This window comes from Terriglobia bacterium (assembly GCA_020072565.1).
Classification (GTDB): Bacteria; Acidobacteriota; UBA6911; order UBA6911; family UBA6911; genus JAFNAG01.
On record JAIQGI010000008.1, the window covers coordinates 1 to 20,054 of the forward strand.

Consider the following 20,054-nt stretch of genomic DNA (forward strand, 5'->3'; position numbering starts at 1 on the left):
ATGTATCGTCGTCAACTTCCCGAAGGAAAACTGCGGCGTAAAATCGAGCGTCTTGCCAACCGCCTCCTCAAGGTGACCGCCGAGCTCGAAGCACTCTTCCCAGCGGAAAAATGAGCAGAGATTGGCCGGTCAAGGCAAAGGACAACTACCCGGCAACACGTGGGCCGGGAATTCTCACTGGACACGGTGGGACAAGCCTGTGATCGACTGTTGCGCCGGTTTGCAGGCGCGCGGTGCTCTCCCGTTGCTCACGCGCAGGAGCCATCGTAGCCGGTCCACAGCGGCATTCACGGCACTGCAAATCCCTTCCTCGTCAGCGCAGAAGCAGCAGGCCAATGGCAATGGTGGCAGCCGTAAGCGGCGCTCCGACCTTGAAGTACTCCCAGAACGAGATTTGTACTTGCGGGCGCGCCCGCTGGACCACGATCAGGTTCGCCACTGAACCGAGCACCGTCAGGTTTCCGGCAAGCGTGGAGGCCATCGCAAGAATCAGCCATGCCTGCGTCGGATCTGCAAGGCGCGGCATGAACGGCTTGAAAACCAGCACTGCTGGTACGTTGCTGACAAGATTTGACAGGACAGCGTGTCGTTGACGAAGAACGCGGAAAATACGCCTGAAACACCGACGATTGCCGCGAGAAGCGCGAGCGGATGATGGGCATGTCGCACAACCCATTCGCTTACGGCAGTGAAGAATCCCGAGAGGCGGAGGTTCGCCACGACGATCATCATGCCGAAGAGCAGGATGATCGTGTCGTAATTGATGGCAGCGTACGCCTCTTCAAAGGTCAGGGCGTTGCATCCGATCATCACGCTCGCGCCGATGATGGCCGCACCTGTGCGGTCGATACGGAAGCCGGGCACACGCCCGACAGCGATCACCAGATATGTAGCGACAAAGATGAGAGTCGCAGGGAGCACGCCGAAGTCTCCTTCAAACAGGTTAACAGATTCAACAAGAGGATTGTTCCTTCGATCCTGCCTTCCCATCCTTGACGGCTAAAGGCCGACAACTTCGATGGCCATATCCGTCAGCCTTGATCTTCATGCCGGGCTAGGGACAACTGCCGTTCAGAGAAGCGGAGGCGGTGTCACTTCTTGATCGCGGGCTTTTCCGCGCCCGGCATCTTGAATATGCCGTCGTCCATGGGCACGTTGATTTCGGTCTTATCGTAACTAATGTCCTTGAATCCGCAGCACGTAGACAAATCGGCATCGCCATCGCATTCGGAAGTCTTAACTGGCAAAAGCCGATAGCGATAGCGATCCCCACGTTCACCAACCGGAGCACCTGGGCGTATGTATGCGCTCGAGCGCACCGCGGCGCCTGGTGGACTGTTCCCGATGCGACACGGTGGCTTCACCATCCGAGCTGCACTTTCAGCGATGCGGCATGCCTGCGGCTGATGCTGATGCTCAGCCCGGAGCGAAGCCTCGCCATCGCTCCGCCGTTTGCCATAGGTTCGATTTCGGTGATGTGAGAAAGACCCACAATAGCCTGCCTGTGCACGCGGGCGAACTGATCGGGATTGAGCTGGGACTCGAGTTCCTTGAGCGTGCGGTTTATCAGGACCCGGCCCTGCTCCAGTATCGCAAAGACCAGCTCATCCTCGGCAAGAAATGCCTGAATGTCGGAAACGGGAAGGATGCATATGCGGTGCGCACGACGCCCGACCACTCGCTGCAAATAGCCTGGGCGCGCGGCCGCGAGCGCCGCAGCCATTCGCCCATATTGTTCGGCGGCGAAAGACAGAGCCGCGGAGCTGGATTGCAGCACTTTCTCTGCTTTTGCCAGCGCCTGCCGCAGCCGCTCCTCCGATACCGGCTTGAGCAGATAATCCACGGCACTCACTTCGAAGGCTTTCAGTGCGTATTGATCATACGCCGTGACGAACACAACCAGAGGGAGGCTGCTCCCTCGAAGCTCGGTCACGACCTCAAAGCCGTCCAGACCCGGCATCTGCACATCCAGAAGGACGACATCCGGCTTTGCGCGTTCAATTGTCTCCAGCGCCTCTGCCCCATCGCTCGAAATCCCGCAGATCTCGATTCCCTTCATGGAATGCAGCAGCCTGGCCATCCGGTTGCGGGCGCGGGGTTCGTCATCGACGATCAGCACCTTCATTGCGGATCCTCTCCTCTCTGAGCGGGCATCTGGAGGGATACCTTCGTTCCGCCCTCAGGTGTGGATCTGATGGCCATGCTTCCCGGCCCGGCGACGTGTTCGAGCCGCAGGCGCACATTCTCCAGCCCGACTCCCTGGCGCCGGAGACTCTCGAGAGACCTGGGATCGAAGCCGATACCATCGTCCTCTATTTCGATACGAAGTGTCTCGTCTGCGACTGCCGCGTTGATTTTGACCATGCCCCCGTCGATCTTGCAGGAAATCCCGTGTTTCACAGCATTTTCCACGACAGGCTGAATCAGCATCGGGGGTGTACGACAACTGCGCGCCTCCGCCGAAGCGGCGATCTCGTAGCGCAACCTGTCCTCAAAGCGCAAGCGCTCCACCACCAGATACGACTCGACGAAACTCAGTTCCTCATCCAGGATCACGCTTTCGCGCCGGCTGGCATCCAATGCATATCGAAACACATGAGAGAGGTGCAGGATCGCGGATTCCGCCGCTGTCGGATCTTCCTGGGTCAGATCCGCGAGACTGTTCAGGGCGTTGAACAGGAAATGCGGGTTGATCTGCGCGCGCAACGCCCGAAGCTCCGACTGTTGCGCAAGCGCCCGCAGGTGCTCTTCCCGTTGTTGTTGCGCCACCCTCTCCGATCGCAGCTCGAAGTTGTGGAGCATTTCAGCCAAACGCCCGGCGACGGCCGTCATAAAGGCCAGGTCCTCGCTCTGATACCGGAACCTGCCGGTCCGTTCGCCGAATCTCAACACGCCGTAAACTCTGTCGGCCGCGACCACCGGGATCTCAGCGGTGATCAACTGACGCTGGATCGAGCCGGCGCCGGAAACGAAACCCTGGGGAGCGCGGCCTGATTGCGTGAGCTCCAGTGGCACAAACTCAATGTCTTCGGCATCGACTGCAGAACGCAGCCGGTTCTTTACATCGTCCAGAAGCTGCTCGGGCTCGATGAACTGCTTCATTGCAAGGTCTATTTCGGAAATGGCCGTTCCGTAGTCGGACCTCCTGAACAGATGGCGGTCAAGCATAAGGTTCAAACGGCCATAAAGAGCCAACCAAACGCCCATGAACAATGTTGTCCCGGTGAACAGAGCCAGCGCGCCTGCCGCCGCGCTCCTGGAAGCCAGTCTCCCGTATGCCGGAACCAGAATCAGGCCGCAATAGAGCGCGACGGAAGCCAGAAGTATGACCGCGATCAGACCGCGTTTGATCAAGACATCAAAGAATACGAACCGCATCTTGTAATAAATGAGCGGCACCACAAAAACCGAAGGCAGCAAAAAACCGAGCATCCCCGAGAATTGACCCAAATCAATCGAACCGCCCAGGGACCTGAGTCCGACTACCATAAACATGAGCATCCAGAGGGATAAGACCAGGCACGCCATCCAATCATCTCTACTTGCCGGGGCCGCGTTCCGCTTATATCCGGGATGATAGTAATCGCCGAGGTGAAGGACATAGTCGTGTTTTGGATATGTTCCCAACAGCGCCAGAAGGCTGTCGAGGATCGTGTTCTTTTTGAGGGTGGGTCCCTTCCGGTACAAGAGGCCCACGACCCGGAGTGTGAACATGAAAAACCAGAAAAAATTGACAGCATAAAAAAATTGCATCGACGGCATGGGTGGGAACACCATCTTGCCCGAGGGATGCTCCTGCCAGGACCTGAAAACCAGGTACGTGTATTTGCCGATGCTTGCCAATGGCAGTGAATAAATGACACAGACCCAGAACCAGTACTGACCCTTGTAATTCTGGAGTTGGGAAAAGGGATCGGTCAGCAGGCCGCTTTCGTCAAGAGCTCTGGAGAAAGTAAGGAAGACAAAATGAAAGACGGCGCCAAGAGCAAAAAGCTGAAGGCTGTTCTCCACTACCGAAAGAAGTGTATGGGATTGGTCCGCAACGATGCCGATGATGCCGAAAAGCAGAGCATCGAGGGATAGAAGCATGGACTGAAGAGAAAAAATCGCCAGCATTAGAAGCAAGACCTTTACTTCAACGTTGCGTGGTGCTCTCCGATATACGGCAATGCCCAGGCCGATAAAACCGGCGGTGACAATCAAAAATGCTGTGACTGATATGTAGTAGATCATTATGATTCACCTGACTGATCGATTTCGACCCGTGCCCGCGCCGGTTTGAATCGCGGCACAAGTGCATTATCCGCAGATCGGCTGCACTCCGTGAGAAAAAAGCGGTCAACGGTTGTTTTCGTGCGGCGAGCGGATGTGCCAAACAGAAATCAGGTCTGAAAATTCCACTGGGTGTGCCGTGGTGGCAGCAGCCCACCCGATCCCTCCCATGCCCGGCTTATCTTCTTGCACTCGGGGCACCGTCGGGCGTATTGTTGCCTCAGAAGAGAGACATCGAGACCAGCACCATGGCCGGTTTACTTGTTCATGGGTGCGCAATCCTGACAGGACTTTGGAGGCCCATCATGAGACGGAGTGCACTCGCACTTTTGCTGCTTGTGGGGGCCGCTGTGCTGGCATCGTCTGCATCGTTGCCGACCGAGCCGGCCGGTAAGATCGACCTGCAGATACTGTACGTCGGCCATCCCGATTCCGCCCGCGAGAAGGATTTCGTCGAGTTTCTCGACCAGCATTTCAGCCATATAAAGACCGGCGATCTTGCGCAGTTCACTCCCAGTTCAGCAGAGGGTTCTGATGTTGTGTTGCTGGATTATGACGGCGACGGGTTCAAATCTCCTCACCCGGAACTTCCCTCCAGCTATACGAAGCCAACGCTGACCATCGGCGTGACCGGCGGCATGATCAGCATGCAGCGCGGGCTGAAAACCGGGTATATGTGAAACTGCATGAGTGATGCGGCTCAAGGGGAGCCGATTCGACACGAAGTCTTCACCAGCCCTTTCAAGGTCGAGCCCGAGTACGAAATGTGGAAGACGCCGGGTAATTACCGGTCGTATCCCGGCGGCCGCGAACTCCCTGCCGAGCTCAAGGTCTGGCGGATCCAGAACACGGCCAAAAATGTCGGCGGTGTTGTCGCCGACCCCGACCGGTTCGATGGCTTCCCCGATGCCGAGATTCTCACGCCGGGCTTCAATGTCACCAAACAGAGCGGCGCTGCCGGCGTCAGCCGGCACGGAAACTTCCTGCAATGGGGATTCTCAGGCGCGCCCTCGCAGATGACTGCGGCCGGAAGGAATTTCTTCCTCAACTGCGTTTGCTACGTTCACAAGTTCGACGGGAAGCCGCCGCTCGTGAAGCTCAACGCCGCATCCCGGAACCGCGCCATCACTACCGCATTTTTGATGAAGATAATTCGTGATTCGACGTACCTTCAGGCGGCCTTCCCTGCGGATCTGTTCGCCAGATACAAGGACGATCCGGATGGCCTGGCCAGGCACTACCAAGATAATCTCGAGCTTGTCTTCTACTCCGAAAAGCGGTACCTCATCGATGATGAGATGCGATCGCTGGGCCTCAACAGTAACCGCAGGCTGGAAACTCTCGAGAAGCTGATTGCCTTGCTGAAGGATCCCGAGAAGGCTCAGCCGGCCGGTAAGCTCCTGAAGCGATATACGGGTGAGTCGTTTCAAGACACGGCGCACTGGGAAGAATGGCTGAACGCCAACCGGGGGCGGATTTTCTTTACTGATGTCGGCGGCTACAAATTCCTCGTCATCCCGGCGGGATATCTGCCAAGGGAGTTGCAGTAACGGGCAGAATCATATCCTGACAGGAGTCATGCGTGTGAATCTCGCTCCCGAGAAAGCCGGACTGTCGGCCAGGACGAGCATATTCCTTTTCCGACTATATCTGCCGGCACTGGTGCTGAGCATCTTTGTTATTTACTCACCGGCTCAGTCCCAGACGGCAAGCGCACGCTCGACACTCTCCTTTCCTTTAAGATATGCGGAAAAGGGCTCTTCCTGGACCTTCGGCATCGAGGTGGGAAAACAGGAGGTGAATCCTGGCAGGGAGGTGGTGCAGGAAACATTGGAACGTCTTGCTCTTTACGGCACTATACTGTGTCTGGAGCCTCATATTCCTTTTTGCGCTGAGGCTGTTATACGTCGGGTCGCTGGCTGTCAGGGAACCTCAGATGCGCGCCGATTGGTGGAGCTTTCTGTTTCCTCGCGGCACTTACATCTGGGCTGGTGCGGCCGTCCTATTGGGGATTGTCCTTCCATTTATTCTTACGGCTTTCCTGAGCCCTCTTTATCGCGAGCGGCTGATGACCGCTTTCAAAGCGGTCCGGCACATTCATCCGGAGCAGACCGACAATGATGCGCTTGAAAGCCGCAGTCCATCTACTTTACCTTAATGTTCCGATATTTCCCATCCCAGTTTTCGTCCTTCGGATAGTATCCGAGCAGGTACTGGACGCGCGTGGTTTCATTCACGCGCGCGAGACCCTGCCGGGCATACTCGGTGATGGAAGCTCTCCCGCCCGTGAGCTGTGACATATTCCTCATGCTGGACATTACTTCCATGGACGGGCAGCACCCTCCGGTGTCGAATATGTCAATTGCCACGCGCGCATCATTGGCGAATGCCGCGATGCTCTCCTCGTATTCGATTCGCGGCAGCATGAGCCCGCGGTCAGTGAAAAAGAGCAGGTGTTTCTCCCCCTCCATAAAGCGCAGATAGTCGATGCAGGTATAGATGTTCTGGACATCCCCTTGGGTTGACGCGAACCCGGAAGCGTAATCCGAGAACGGCAAACTGGTGATGGCTTCCGCCGCCAGTGTGTCGAACTGCATCATGTTCAGCCTGAGCAGCGCAGCCGGATCCCCCTCCTTGGCTGCCTCCTCAGCGGCTGCCTTGCGCAGGAGCGTCTCTGTAACCCGGTCCGCTTCCCTGGTCATCTTCCCTTGGTCCGTCATCCGGTCGGGGATCAGCTGCCGGGATTCCAGCCCTTCGGGATCGGCAAAAATCCTGTCGATTCGGGGCTGATACGATTTGGGCATGGCCCAGCTGCCATAGATGCCACCCAGACCGCTCAGGCGCTGCGCCTCCAGGGCCTCGATCCACTCATGTTCCTTTTTGTAGCGCTCGAGCACCTGCACGATCCGCTCATGATTCGTCGTGAAGTTGGTGGCGCGGTTGAAAGCAAACACCGCCACGCGATCCTGCGGCAGAAGAGCCTTGCGCACAAACTGGATCAGATCGTCCAAGCTCCTGAACGGGATCTGGAACCTGCCGCGCCCCATCAGGATCAGAAAGGTACGGGAAGTCTGCGGCGCAAATTCGACGCTCGGAGCTGGTTGCGGCAGCTGCCGTGCGGCCGGTTCAGGCGCAGAGTCAGTGAGTTTCTGGAGGGTGAAGTGCCGGATCTCTTGCAGCTTCCCGTTTTCAAAAATCTGAAAGTCCTCCTGCTTCAGGTCCGTCACCGGCCTGCCTTTCGCGTCGGTCACGATCACATCCACCGGAACGAGCCGGACCTGGACGCGAATTGTCCCCGGGGGTCCGGGGCGTTGATTCCCGGCGCCTCCTTGAGTGGAGTTGGAGGATCCCGCCTGTTGGAAGCGAGGAGCTGCCACGGCGCAAAGTGCGCCGATCGAAAGCAGGGAGAGGTATCGCAAGAATCTCAAGATGCGCCCCATAGATGGGACCCGGTGTTTGTGTGCCGCGAAAAATCGGGAAGCCGCCGCACGGCAAGGCGCTCCCATGCGAGCATGGGAGCCCGCTTCCCTCACTTCTTGGCCGTGATCTGCATGGTGATGATGCCGATGTCGAGCGGTACGTCGCTGCAACCGCCCGGCATCTCCGGCACCGTGATCTCATGCGCGACACTGCCCAACCGTATCAGGCCGGTGGACAGGACGGGACTCGCGTCAGGCCGGGCAGGATCGTAGATCGGTTGCGGCACTGGTGCGCCCACCCAGATATTCAGGCGATAGGTGCCCGCGGGGACGTCCTCAATGCGGAAGGAACCATCCGGCGCGATCTCGAAACCATATCTGCGTTGAGCCTGATATGCAATTTTGTATTCCTCGCTCTGCAGATACGCACTCGCCGCTTCCGGCGTGCTCGGCCTCTGAGGTGGTGATATCACCAGCGTCATGTAGTGATTGCTCCCCGGCGCATCCCAGTCGATCGGGGAATCTGCTCCTGCAGCGACGACGCGCCCGATAACCGGGCGACCCGTGCCACCCAATGTGATCGAGGCCGTTTCCCCCGTCCCGACGAAAACGGGCGTAGCCTGAGTTTCTATGCTGCGGGAAGCGTTGCCTTTGTATCCTGGCAGCCTGAGTGCGACCATTTGCATGCCGGGAGGGACCTTCGGGAAGACGAACTTTCCCGTGGCATCAGTCTGAGCCGTCAGAGTCAGATTGAAATTCGGAGGGAGAGGATTCAATGCCTTCTGCGCCGTTCCCTTCGTCAGCGCAACTGTCCGGTTCATACCCGGTTGATCGCCGATCCTGAGGAAGCCTTCCACTCGCCCCCACGGCTCGAGAATCAGGGCAGGGGATACTGCCAATCGTTCCACGCTGGCTGTCGCGAATCCCTTTTCGTGAATCACGACAACCGTGTGCGCGTCCGCCATCGGGCCGAAGGCAAATCTGCCGGATGAATCGGTGAAAACGGAGGCGGTCGAGCCGTAGGATTTGGATGAGTTCCTCAGCTGCTCCGGGCCCTCCATGGTAATCGCGGAAATCGATTTTCCGGGAATCTGTGTTGTGCCGCCAACGACTCCGTCCACGATCAAGGTGCTCCCGCCGAAAAGCGAGACTGTGGCGCCAACGGCGGGTCCGCCACCCGGCAACAGCACGATGCCGGTAGGGCCGTCACCCTGGACCAGCGCGAACTCCAGATTGCGGTCTCCCTTCCCCGTCTCCACGGACAGAACGGCGCTGGGAAAGTAGCCGAAAGCCTCGATCCTGATGCCATAGTTGGGCAGGCTGTCATCCAGGTCGAGAGCAAACTTGCCTTTCTCGCCCAGGACAGCCCAGGCAAAGTCGACCCACTCACCGAAGACGTACCGCCGGCTTCTTGTGACACTGAAGCTATCAACGGGCAGCTTCGTCCCGGCATCGACAACCTTCCCGGTAACATGCGTTTGCGGCGGCCTGGGATTTGGAACGACCGCGACCCGGCCGACTTGCTGCGGGCCGGTCCTGCCTTCTATCAACCTGGATGTCGCGGCCGGAGGGATCAGCACGAGAGCCTCCGTCGCCGACTGCACGGCTCGATCGCTTGCAGGCATGATGCTCCCTGCACTCGCGCCGGCGCTCACCGGGATCCCGTTAAAGGCACCCGGCTCGACACCTGGCAGGAGGAGCAGCCCCAGTGCCGACACGGCCAGGATCCCCGTCCTGGCGACTTTCGGAGTCCTTATGAAATCAGCGCCCATGATTCTTTGGAACCTCCTTTGTAGCGGTGGAGACTCGCTGATGTAGGCGAGGGAAGCACCTGCCATGGCGCTCCCCGATGCCACGCGCGCGGCTTGGAGGAGGGTCCGGCAATAGCCTTCCCCGGAGGTCAATCCCGAAGCCACAACCAAATCGTCACAACAATCCTCGCGGACAATTCGGATTCTTCGGACGAGCGCCCAATAGACAGGATTGAACCACCATGCGGCTGAAATCGGAATCTGCAGCCAGTTCAGCCAGAGATCCCACCGGCGGTGATGCGCCAGCTCGTGCCCGAGGATCACGCGAATTTCTGATTTAGGCAGGGCTGCCACCAGATCCCGCGGCAACACAACCACCGGTCTCCAGGTGCCGAAAGTCATTGGGGCATGATTTTCCCTGGTCAGTAAAAGCCGGGGCCGGCGGACCGGCCTCATGCTTCGACACAGTTCGTCATGGATCTGGAGCAGTTCCGGATCGGTTGCCGGGATTGCGCTTGAAGAGAGGCGCAACAACCGGATCTTTTGCAGCAACACCCAGGCAAGGACCAGGAAGGCACCCAACAGATGAACCATCATCAACCAGGCTTTGGACGTCAGCGAATGTTTGGCTCTCGATGCAAGCGATAAGGCGGGATTGGAAGCCTTTTCCGACCTCGGATCCTGGGCAGAAATCGAGGCGGCTGTTTGATGCTCGGCAGGCCAGAGCGCATCCTGAACGATTGGCAGCAGATTGCGGCTCGTCATCGCGGACTCTGCCGGTGGGTTCGGCTTGAAATGACTGAACAGCCCTGTGGGCAGAGACAGCGCGGGCGGCATTACAAATTTGAGCAAAGCCACCATCAGGAGCGCGTGGCGCAAAGCCGGAGACCAGCGGCGACCTGTGCAAACGATTCCGAGGATGGCTACCGCCAGCAGCGTCGCCTGCACGCCCGCGCTCGCCATGTTTCGAAACCAGATCTCGGCAGTTGAATTGACGGCCTCAATCACGGCCTCTCCTTCCCGCGCTGCTTCGCCCTTAAGTCACTCAGCAGTTTTTCGAGCTTTGCCAGCTGCTCAGGGTCCGGCGGCTTCGTCTCGAATAAGGAAGCGACCAGGGACAGGCTGTCACCGCCAAAGACCCGGTTCAGCAGCCGGCTCAGCAGATTCCGGTATATCGACCCGGCCGCCTGCGTGGTGCTGTAAATAAACGCCTTGCCCACGTGCCCCTTCTTCCTGGTGACGAGCGACTTGGCTTCGAGCCGCTTGAGCAGGTTCACGACGGAACCGTGAGCCATCGGCCGGTACTGCTGCATACTCTCGCGGATCTCTCTGGCCGTCGCCTGCTCCAACCGCTGCAGGCAGGCGAGAACCTCCAGTTCTGCTGTGGGGACATTCTTACCGCTCATGCGCCACCCTCGTTTATTAGATGAAGGGTCATGAAAAAACGGTTGATTGAATTATATAGACCTACGTCTATTTTTTGTCAAGAAAGTAATAGACGCCCGTCTATAAGGGAGCAGAACTCACGCAGGCAATCCGTGCGACCGCCGGGCTCCCGTGCGCTCATCGTGGTCCTGGTCCGGCACAGCCGGGCGGCGCCATAACGGCCCGCTGCAATAATCTCAGGATTTTGTCGCTTGTTATGGGTAGAGCCTCTCGCTTGAGGCACTCGGCAGCCGTTGTGAAAGGCCGACGCTGGAGAAACATGGAGGTGCGCGATGGCAAGGTTCACTCGAAGTTCTGTGTTTTTCATGTTCCTTTTGTTGGCGGCGCTTTTTGTGAGCGCTTGTGTTCCCGAGAAGACCGTTCAATGGTCCACGGACGGCGAGCAGGCAGCGGTTCTCAGCAACGGCAGGCTTTATCTTTGCGACAGTCGAGGAAAACTGTCGAATCCTCTGGCCGAGGGTGTTGCGCTTACAGCATGGCTCCCGGACTCGAATCATATGGTTATGGTGCGCAAGCAGGAGATCGACAGCTGGGAAGAGCTGGTCAAGGCTGCGCCCCTGGATTTCGACGAGAAGAAAACAATTGCTGCTGCCATGACCGCGCGCGACGAACTGCTCAACTATAGTGGCGACCTGGATGACTTCAAACCCTCCAACGCGGGGTCGCTGAACATGGAGCAATGGGCCCTCGCTCTGTTTTACCTCAAAGAGCGGGGAGACGCGCCTTTCCTCGAAAGAACCCGCGAGGTCCTCACAAAACTGGATGACATGAAAGTCGAGGTTCGCACCGTGCAGGTGGCGGCTGCATTTCCAGATAGGACGAGTGTTACCGTGACTCTCTTCACCACGCTTGATGAAATCACTGATCTGCGCCTTTCGCCCGACGGAGGCGCCCTGGCATTCGTCTCACGGCACGCGGAGGGCTGGGGTGGAAGCGAAGAGACATCGCTGATGGCTGTTCCCACGGAGGCAGGGGCGCCGCCCATCCATGTTGCGGCTGGCGTTTCAGCTCACCCCGACTGGTCGCCCGACGGTCGCAGCCTGTATTTTGTCCGGTGCCAGGGCTCGAGGCCCGACTCAGCTTCTTTGGGCCGCATGACCAGGAGAATGGTTCGCGACGCCCGGGGAACCATTCTGGTGGAATTGCCCGCAGCTCAGGACATCGCAACCGTGGTCTTTCGCGACACAATTAAGGTTCGTTGCCTGCTCGATGGGCGTGTGCTGTTCGCGGCTAACGAGATCACGCTGCCGGCCGGAGAGCCGCAGATACCGGATAGACTTACATTGTTTATATTAGACCCTGCGACGCCGGCATCGGTGCACCGGATCTGGCCACCCTCAATGGACCCGAAAATACCAGACCGGGCAGACCTTTTCGAGCTGAGCCCTGATCAGAACCGTGTTGCCGTACCCGGCAGCAAGGGGAGGGTCAGCGTGGTCACGCTGGCTACCGGAGAAAGCACGGCAATCATCGACAAGGATGGCAGTGACGACCTTCGAACAATCCCAGTATGGCGGAATCCGGATCAATTGTGCCTGGTGGTGCCGGCAGGCTCCAGGTATGGTTCGCCGAGGCGCTCGGAGGTTGTGCTATGGTCGCCCGGCAAGGTCGCGCCCATCAGTCGGAACTGGCCGGACGAGGTAATAGCAGGCATCAAATAGCGGACATCAAGGATCGAATGAGGCGAGGGGGCCAGGCCTGTTGTTGGGCCCCTCGACTTAATCGTCTCAGCGGCGCTGACCTCAAATTCGTTAACTTGCCACAGTCCCAGGTTGCAGCACGCATGGAGGGTTGCAGAGTCCTCTGCAGCAGCCCGGATCACCAGATTTGTCCTTCAGGCTCTGCCGACAAATTCGCCGGTCTGGGTGCTCACGCGCACAACCTCGCCCTCCTTGATGTACAGAGGCACGCGCACCTGCAGGCCCGTTTCGAGGATGGCGGGTTTTGTCGCGCCGCCTGAGCCCGTATCGCCGCGCGCTCCCGGCTCGGTGGATGCCACTGCCAGCTCAACGAATGGTGGCAATTGCACTGCGATCGGGTCGCCGTTGTATTTGCGCACTTGCAGCGAGATGCCGTCTTTCAAGTAGAGCCGTTCATCGCCGAGTTGATCTCCGGTCAGACTGAATTGCTCAAAATTCCCCTCGTCCATGAAATGAAAACCTTCCCCATCCGCATACAGAAACGAAGCGGGGGTCAAGACAACGTCGGGCTCGTCAAACCTTTCGCTGGTTTTGAAGGTCTTTTCGAGCACCGCGTTGGTGATCAGATGCCGCAGCTTCGTCCGCACCATCGTGGATGCTCCGCGCGCGCTGGGCGAAGCGAAAAAGACATCCATTACGGTGAAGGGTTGACCGTCGACCGTGATCAGCATTTTGCGTTTCAGTTCATTAGCTCCGATGAGCGCCATCCGATTCCACCTCGAAAATCTTGCATTTCAATTCCAGTGCCGTGAGGCCCACTAAAGATACGATCCACCTTGGAAAGGGCGAGTTCTTCCGCATCGCTTCGCGGGCAAAATTATATTCCTAAATGAACTAATACGGGATTAAGATCATCTCATTAGCGCAAGGTCCAAACCCAGGGCCCATACATGCGTCGGATTATATCAACTCGTGCGATCCCGCTATTAACTTTCGGTTTCGCCTGTATCGCATTTGCGACGGTCCCGATCGTGCGGTCACAAGGAATCGTTTCCCACGAACTTGCGGTTTATGCGGAAGCGAGAAGCGTGGTTGACCTTACGGTCGAGGAACTCCTCCGAACTTACCCAGGTGAACTTGGCGATCTCGAATTTGCTGAGAACCAGGCGGAGCTGGGTTTTATGCTCCAAAAAACGGGCGAGAGCGTGGAAGCATTCTTCCGCGATTTTCCCAATACTGCTTCGAAAGAACAGGTCCGCCTGGAAAGACTGCGGGCCGATGGAAGGATCGATGACCACATCGAGCAGAATTTCAACTACTTGCTTGTGGTTCATCCCGACAAAGAGGGTATCAACTATGAGGAGTCCCGGACCGACAGCGGAGGCCATCCGATCAGGCCTGCGCGCCTGAGAGGCTATTCTTCTCTGTCATCCGGATTCGCAGGCACATCGGTCTTCTTTCATCCACGTTATCAATCCAGTTCCCGTTTCCGCTATCTGGGACGCCAGCGCTCGGAACCCAATTATTTTGCAATCGCCTTTGCGCAGAGGCCGGAAACCGGGATTTGCTTTGGGACCTTCAGAGTGGGGGAAAGGATGCTGCCCATTCCGTTGCTCTATCAGGGATTGGCATGGGTGGATCCGCTCACTTATCAGATTGTGCGCCTGCGCACGGACCTGTTGGCGCCCAGGAGCGATGTCGGACTGACGAGGCAAACTTCCGAGATCTGGCTCAGCGAAGTGCGCTTCACTACCGTCACCAAAACCTTCTGGCTGCCCCGGGAGGTTCTGGTTACGGTCTCAAGCCTCGGCCAGATATTCCGGAACCGCCACCGCTATTCGGATTACCAGGTGTTTCTGGTGGAAAGCCACGACAAGATTGAACCGCCGAAAGTAAAGAAGAAACCCCAGTAGGCTGCTTGGTTCGGGTATAGCCGTTTCTTGAATTCGGAGCGCCGCCTCATTTCTATTGGCCTGTGCGCGGCTGGCCGCAGCCGGAACTCCAGCGGGCCATGTCAGACGGAGGAAAAATGAAAAACAGAACGCCGGATCCTGAGATTGAGTTGTTAGTCAGGATCATGGATCAATCCTACGACAAGAAAGCCTGGCACGGCACGAACTTCAGAGGGTCACTCCGTGGGCTGACAGCGCAGGAAGCGTTATGGAGACCCGCGCCCCAACGGCACAATATCTGGGAAATCACGATCCACGTCGCTTACTGGAAGTACATTGTCCGCCGCAGAATTCTCGGCGAGAAGCGAGGATCGTTCCCGCTCAAAGGAAGCAACTGGTTTGCCCGCCCGGAATCGGCCACTCCAGATGCCTGGCGCCAGGATGTCCTGCTGCTGGATGAAACTCACCGGAGGTTGCGCCAGGCGATCCTGGAGTTGCCTGAGGTCAGGCTCTACCACACTCCGGCCGGCAGCAAGGTGAGCAACGCCGCCATGATCTATGGAAGCTCCTCCCACGATTTGTATCACGCCGGCCAGATCCAGCTCCTGAAGCGCCTGCAGCGTTGAATAGAGGCGGAAAAAGACATTCCCGACTTGTCGCCGTGATAGAATCGCAGCCAAACATAGAAAGGAGAGGGAACTATGCCGCTGGATGGAAAGCAAAGAGGACGCAGGCCTTTTTTGCAGAAGTTAATGGTTTTGGGCGGCCTGGCTGCCGCTCCCGCCGGCGCCCAGGCACAGCAGGCGCGCAGAGAGACTGGTCCCGGCTACCTGCCGGGCTATGTGCGCGCGCAGAACTACCGGTCTCTGAAGCAATCGAGTTATGACAGAACGGGGGGCAACTCCGACCGCTGGCCCATTCAGGCGGGCCAGACCCTGGAGGTCTTTCAGGCCAAAGGTCTGGGCATGATCTCGCATATCTGGTTCACCATCTCCGCTCAGAGCATCAATCACTTGAAGGAACTTGTGCTCCGGATGTATTGGGACGGCAACGCCAAACCCAGTGTCGAGAGTCCCGTTGGCGATTTTTTCGGGCTCAACCTCGGTGAGTACACAATCTACGAGTCTGCCTATCTTGCCTGCTCTCCGGGGCGCTCGCTGAACTGCTATTTCGCCATGCCTTACCGGATCCAGGCGCGCATCACGGTTGCCAATGAAGGCAGACAGAACGTAGGCTCGTTTTACTCCAACATCGACTACATGGAGATGCCGTCGTTGCCGGAAGATGCCCTTTACTTCCACGCCGGCTACCGCCAGGCGGCGCCCAACAGGCCGGTTACCGGTCCGGACGGCAAGGATGTGCTCAATCCGGACGGCAAAAACAACTACATTTACTGCGAAACCCGCGGCCGCGGCCACCTGATGGGCGTCACGCTCGGCGTCCTGCAGAACAACGAGTTCTGGATGGGCGAGGGCGACGACATGATTTTCGTCGATGACGAAACGAAGCCGGTGATCAACGGTACCGGGTCGGAGGACTACTTCCTCGGCAGTTGGAACTTCGGCGGCCGGGACGGTGCGCGCCCCTTTTCACATCAAATGTACGGAGCCCAATACATTCAGCTTCCGGAGCGCACCGGCGGCCGCTACCTCTGCTACCGCTGGCATGGCGATAATCCAGTGACATTCACCCGTTACCTCAAGCACACGATGGAGCACGGCCACGCCAACAATCGCGGCGACAACTTCTATTCCTGTTGTTACTGGTACCAGGCCGAGCCTTATACCGATCTGCCGCCGTTACCGCCGGCCGCAGACCGGATCCCCGTGCTGCATGCGATGCCCGGACCAGGCGGCGTTCAGGTGAACGGCTAGATCCCGGGGGCAGCCGGTTGCAAGCCGGTTCTTCTGCCGGCCGCCGACAGCCTGCTGCCCTCGACAGGGTTTCCAGAGATCGCCGGTTGAAACGCGGCTGGACCGCGGCTAATTCTGCATTCATGATCCCTGCCTGTGGCCCGCCCGTGCCCGGGACGGCGGTTTTTGCGAATGCAATCGGCTGACACCCTCTCGAACGCGGGCTTGGACTATGCCTTCGGCTGATATCGGATTTCGCGGATTTCTGGAACTCCGGCCGCAGGGTTGAAAAACGGCCGCCCGTTCTTCACGCCCACGGTTCCATAGCCGGTTGCCGTGGCAAGGAAACTGCGGAAATCCCCTTTGAGACTGGGCTCGAGGTAAAGGATCTTCTCCACCGCGTCATAGCGCGCGCCCGTCAAGCCCTGCAGCAAGGCGTAAGAAGACATGGCGCGGGCATACCAGTGCCCGCACTCGTACTCGTTGAAGGGATTGCGGACCCGGCCGTCGTATCGGTCGCGGCAGGCGCGCACAATCTCGAGTCCTTCCCCGATCATTCCCAGTGCCATCAAATGAGATGCGACCTGATACTCGATCCCGGTCCACACCTCGTTCGAATAGACGAAGGGCAAAGACGGCGCGCCGCTCTTGGGCCAGGTACAAAGCAGCAGGCCGCCTTCCCTGCCGCAGGCATAGGAGGGCCGCTGCGGATTGGCATGACTTGAAAGGTCCCTCTTCAAGTTATAGCGATGGACGGCTCTGAGGTGGCTCGCGACCTTGCCGCGATCGAACACTTGGCCGGCGCCGCAAACCAAGGCGAGCCAGGATCCGAGCACGCCGTCGGAGAGGCATCCGTTTCCGTATTGATATTTCGGGCCCTCCTTCGCGAACAAGGCGACGGCTTCCGGTGAGTAACTCCCGACCATACTTTTGTTCTCCAGCGGGTTCTGCGCGCGCAGGTTTTTCCATTCGATGCGCTGGATAAAGTATTCGCCGTTGAACAGCTCGGTCTCGGCGAAGCTCTTTCCTTTCGCATGAAGTTCCGCATAGAGGGGAACATCATCTCCCAGTGCTTTGGACATTGCCACGGCAGCCTGCAGTGCGCCGAGATAAAAGCTCGTGCACATGCCATCCGGCCCCCAGAATTCGATGTCATAGGTATTGTGATGCGGTTCCTCGACCACCCCCTTGTGTCGAGGGTCCCAGGTCTCGATGCAATAATTGAGGCTCTGTTTGACTTTGGGCCACAGGCGCCGCAACCACTCCGTGTCCCCGCTGATACGCCAGTCCCGATAGACTTTCATGATGCCGCCGAGCTGGCCGTCGGCCGCGGCATAAAAGTCATGCTCAACTACACGGATGGGCAAAGCGCTGCGGAAGGTCTGATGGCCGGCCTCGCTCTGCGAAGGACCGGACTCGGTTTCCCGCAAGGTCCGTTCCAGAGCCGGAAACAAGTGGGGAATGGCCTGGGCATAATTCCATACGTGAGTGCAGGAGCCGGCGCAGCAACCCGCGCCGTCGGAGCAACCTTCCCAGGCCCAGAGCCTGCCGTCACTCTGGCGCAGCACCGTGGGTGATTTGAGGATGGTGAGGTTTGCCGCAACGGCTTCGACGACTTCCATCGGCAGGGTGGAATCGAAAAAGCAGTCACTGAATCGTTTTGTATTTCGCCGCAGCTCATCATAGCGCTCGGTCCAATATTTCGTCACTTCCTGGATGTCCCGGAAGCGCGAAGCGTACCAGGGTTGGTAGGTCGGAGCGGTCTGGCCCGGTGCGGGAGCCAGGCCGGCGGGATCTCTGCCTACCCGCAGACTGGTGCGGCCCGTGTACCACGCCAGTCGCAGCGTGATGGTCCTGGCCGCACCAGGCTGGAGCCGGAAAGGAACGAACAGGGTGGCCCCCGGCGCCGCATCGCCTTCCTCGACCGGAGGCCGGTCATAACAGGCTCCTTCGGTAATGTCCTGCCATGCCATCGTAAGCGCGTCCCACCAGCCGCCGCGGAACCACGCATGATTCACCTTGACCTCCGGCTCAGCCACGGTTGCGGAAAAAGCGCCTTCCTCGTGAGGCCTGCCTTCGCTGCCGCCGCCCCAGAGAATGAAACCGCCAGGGACGGCGCGCACGGCCTGGGCGTTCCGGCCTACGGGCATAAAATTTTTGGCATTGAAGGAGAAGGTGGCCTCTTGCGGTACGGCCGACCGGTTGACAAATTTGTACTCCAGCGCAGCGACCGGCAGGGAGGAATTATCGGCATCGCCCGGCTCGAAAGGACTCCAGCCGGTGATCTCCACAATGAAGCCTATCCTGCTGTCCGCCAGGGTTACAGTCGCGAAGGGGAACCGTGACTGGAATGACGCCGAAGCGAAACGAGGCAGTCCGAAGGAGGCTCCCGAGGCGCCATTGCCGGTTCCCGGTGCACCAAAGATCTTCCACGCCGGCACCGGCCCTTCAAGCACGCGTGCCGTCCGGTTATCCCCTTTGATCGAAATGGCCGCGAAGGTGCACGGCTCATTGAATACTTCCGGCTTATTGCGCAGCGAGAAGTGCGACAGGGCTCCGGTTCCCTCGAGGCAGATCATGCCGGCTCCTATCCCTCCCATCGGGAATGCAACCCGATTCAGGGATTCGCCGGAGTAACGGCCGTTGTACGGGCGGCCCTGGGCGCGCACTGAAGCCGGCTGCCCCTGCTTTACCTGCGCAGCTTCGGTTGCGATCGTCCCCACCACTCCCACCGACAGGGCCGATGTCTTAAGGAATTCCCGACGGGGAATCCTCGCAGGTTTTCTCCCTCTCCGCGCCATATCCTGCTCCTTTCCTTTTGCGCCTGGTCAGCGCACCGGAATCTGGTCCAGCCATTGGCCGCCCATTTTGATGTTTTCCGGGGTAAAGACCCTCGAGCGCAGGGTGATTTCTTTGGGCACTTTCTCTCCCTTCAGGATCCGGAGTGCGATCTCAACGGCTTCCTTTCCTCCCGTAGGGTATTCGAAACTGGCGGCGAGAATCCCCTGCTGCACGTAGATCTGGCCTTCCTGCGGCAGGCCGTCAATCCCGATGAAACGCATTTCCTTTTCGCGGCCGACCGCTCTGGCGGCCAGATAGGCGCCGTGAGCGCCCGGATCGTTGTGGGCATAGACGAGATCGATCCGCCTGTGCACCGCGAGGGCTGACTCCATCTCCTTCCGTGCGTCCGGCTCCAGCCATTTCATGTCCGCCTCGAAGATGATCTCGAGGCCGGTCCCCTTAATGCCTTCAAGGAAACCGCTGTGGCGGTCCTGCCCGGGGGTCGATGTCATCAGTCCCTTCAACTCGACAACTTTCCCCTTATTGCCGAGCTTTGCTGCCGCCCAACGGCCTGCCGCGAGTCCGATCCTTTTGTTGTCTGCACCGATGAACGCAGTGTAGTCGGTTCCCAGCACGCGACGGTCGAGAATGATCACCGGGATGCCGCGCCGATACGCCTCCGCTGTTGGTGCGGTCAGGGGAGCGGCTTCCTTCGGCGAGATGATCAGCAGGTTGACCTTGGAGCTGACGAACTCCTCCACATGCGCCCGCTGCTTCAGGGTGTCGTTCTGGGCGTCCTTGAAAACCACCGTCAACTCAGGGTGTTCCACGGCGGTTTTGCGTATGTCGGCATTCATCTGGACACGCCACGGTTCGCCCAGGTTGCACTGGCTCATCCCTATGATCCATTGCGGTTCTCTGCCCAGCGAGAGAATACCGGTAGTCAGAATTGCCGCGATCAGAAGAATCCGGGGGAACGCCCTCATCGCCGATTTCCTTT

The 20,054-nt window shown here is 58.6% G+C and carries 14 protein-coding genes and 1 pseudogene; 6 read left to right on the top strand and 9 right to left on the bottom strand.

All coding sequences use genetic code 11. The annotated features are described in order from the left end of the window. Positions 1 to 313: 313 nt before the first annotated feature. The 3 genes and pseudogenes from LAP85_06595 to LAP85_06605 all read right to left on the bottom strand — a co-directional run bounded on the left by LAP85_06595 (position 314) and on the right by LAP85_06605 (position 4,233). Positions 314 to 990 (bottom strand): annotated as a pseudogene (locus tag LAP85_06595) (hypothetical protein). A gap of 370 nt (positions 991 to 1,360) precedes the next feature. Next, entirely contained in the window at positions 1,361 to 2,125 is a 765-nt protein-coding gene (locus LAP85_06600; GenBank protein ID MBZ5496055.1) for a LytTR family DNA-binding domain-containing protein, read from the bottom strand. Then, the gene (locus tag LAP85_06605; protein MBZ5496056.1) at positions 2,122 to 4,233 is read right to left on the bottom strand and encodes a histidine kinase; all 2,112 of its coding nucleotides are present in this window, start codon (positions 4,231 to 4,233) and stop codon (positions 2,122 to 2,124) included. The genes LAP85_06600 and LAP85_06605 overlap by 4 nt, the downstream gene beginning before the upstream one ends. 344 nt (positions 4,234 to 4,577) lie before the next feature. Between LAP85_06605 and LAP85_06610 the strand changes: the two genes are divergently transcribed. Next, positions 4,578 to 4,952, top strand: a complete 375-nt coding sequence (locus LAP85_06610) for a hypothetical protein (GenBank protein ID MBZ5496057.1) — start codon at positions 4,578 to 4,580, stop codon at positions 4,950 to 4,952. Positions 4,953 to 4,958: 6 nt separating this feature from the next. Next, positions 4,959 to 5,822: a hypothetical protein gene (locus tag LAP85_06615; protein MBZ5496058.1), complete on the top strand. Its 864-nt coding sequence runs from the start codon at positions 4,959 to 4,961 to the stop codon at positions 5,820 to 5,822. A gap of 594 nt (positions 5,823 to 6,416) precedes the next feature. Here LAP85_06615 and LAP85_06620 read toward each other — a convergent pair. The 3 genes from LAP85_06620 to LAP85_06630 all read right to left on the bottom strand — a co-directional run bounded on the left by LAP85_06620 (position 6,417) and on the right by LAP85_06630 (position 10,848). Next, on the bottom strand, positions 6,417 to 7,700 hold the full coding sequence (locus LAP85_06620) for a VWA domain-containing protein (GenBank protein MBZ5496059.1): 1,284 nt from the start codon (positions 7,698 to 7,700) through the stop codon (positions 6,417 to 6,419). Between the two features lie 101 nt (positions 7,701 to 7,801). Then, entirely contained in the window at positions 7,802 to 10,450 is a 2,649-nt protein-coding gene (locus tag LAP85_06625) for a hypothetical protein (GenBank protein ID MBZ5496060.1), read from the bottom strand. Next, positions 10,447 to 10,848: a BlaI/MecI/CopY family transcriptional regulator gene (locus LAP85_06630; GenBank protein ID MBZ5496061.1), complete on the bottom strand. Its 402-nt coding sequence runs from the start codon at positions 10,846 to 10,848 to the stop codon at positions 10,447 to 10,449. Before LAP85_06630 ends, LAP85_06625 begins: the two co-directional genes overlap by 4 nt. A 312-nt stretch (positions 10,849 to 11,160) precedes the next feature. Between LAP85_06630 and LAP85_06635 the strand changes: the two genes are divergently transcribed. After that, positions 11,161 to 12,549 carry a hypothetical protein gene (locus LAP85_06635; protein ID MBZ5496062.1) on the top strand — a complete coding sequence of 463 codons (1,389 nt, stop codon included), beginning with the start codon at positions 11,161 to 11,163 and terminating at the stop codon, positions 12,547 to 12,549. A gap of 173 nt (positions 12,550 to 12,722) precedes the next feature. On the opposite strand, the gene efp is transcribed toward LAP85_06635, so the two are convergent. Continuing rightward, a complete protein-coding gene (efp, locus tag LAP85_06640) occupies positions 12,723 to 13,295 on the bottom strand; it encodes an elongation factor P (protein ID MBZ5496063.1) in 573 nt (190 codons plus the stop codon). Positions 13,296 to 13,616: 321 nt separating this feature from the next. Here efp and LAP85_06645 point away from each other — a divergent pair, with 321 nt between their 5' ends. From LAP85_06645 to LAP85_06655, 3 genes are all read left to right on the top strand, one after another. Further along, a complete protein-coding gene (locus LAP85_06645) occupies positions 13,617 to 14,441 on the top strand; it encodes a hypothetical protein (GenBank protein ID MBZ5496064.1) in 825 nt (274 codons plus the stop codon). A gap of 116 nt (positions 14,442 to 14,557) precedes the next feature. Next, positions 14,558 to 15,046, top strand: a complete 489-nt coding sequence (locus LAP85_06650) for a DinB family protein (GenBank protein MBZ5496065.1) — start codon at positions 14,558 to 14,560, stop codon at positions 15,044 to 15,046. A gap of 75 nt (positions 15,047 to 15,121) precedes the next feature. Beyond that, a complete protein-coding gene (locus LAP85_06655; protein ID MBZ5496066.1) occupies positions 15,122 to 16,294 on the top strand; it encodes a DUF2961 domain-containing protein in 1,173 nt (390 codons plus the stop codon). A gap of 209 nt (positions 16,295 to 16,503) precedes the next feature. On the opposite strand, the gene LAP85_06660 is transcribed toward LAP85_06655, so the two are convergent. Together LAP85_06660 and LAP85_06665 are read right to left on the bottom strand one after the other, a co-directional pair. Then, the gene (locus tag LAP85_06660; GenBank protein MBZ5496067.1) at positions 16,504 to 19,074 is read right to left on the bottom strand and encodes a hypothetical protein; all 2,571 of its coding nucleotides are present in this window, start codon (positions 19,072 to 19,074) and stop codon (positions 16,504 to 16,506) included. Between the two features lie 27 nt (positions 19,075 to 19,101). Continuing rightward, positions 19,102 to 20,040: a substrate-binding domain-containing protein gene (locus LAP85_06665; GenBank protein ID MBZ5496068.1), complete on the bottom strand. Its 939-nt coding sequence runs from the start codon at positions 20,038 to 20,040 to the stop codon at positions 19,102 to 19,104. Positions 20,041 to 20,054: the final 14 nt, after the last annotated feature.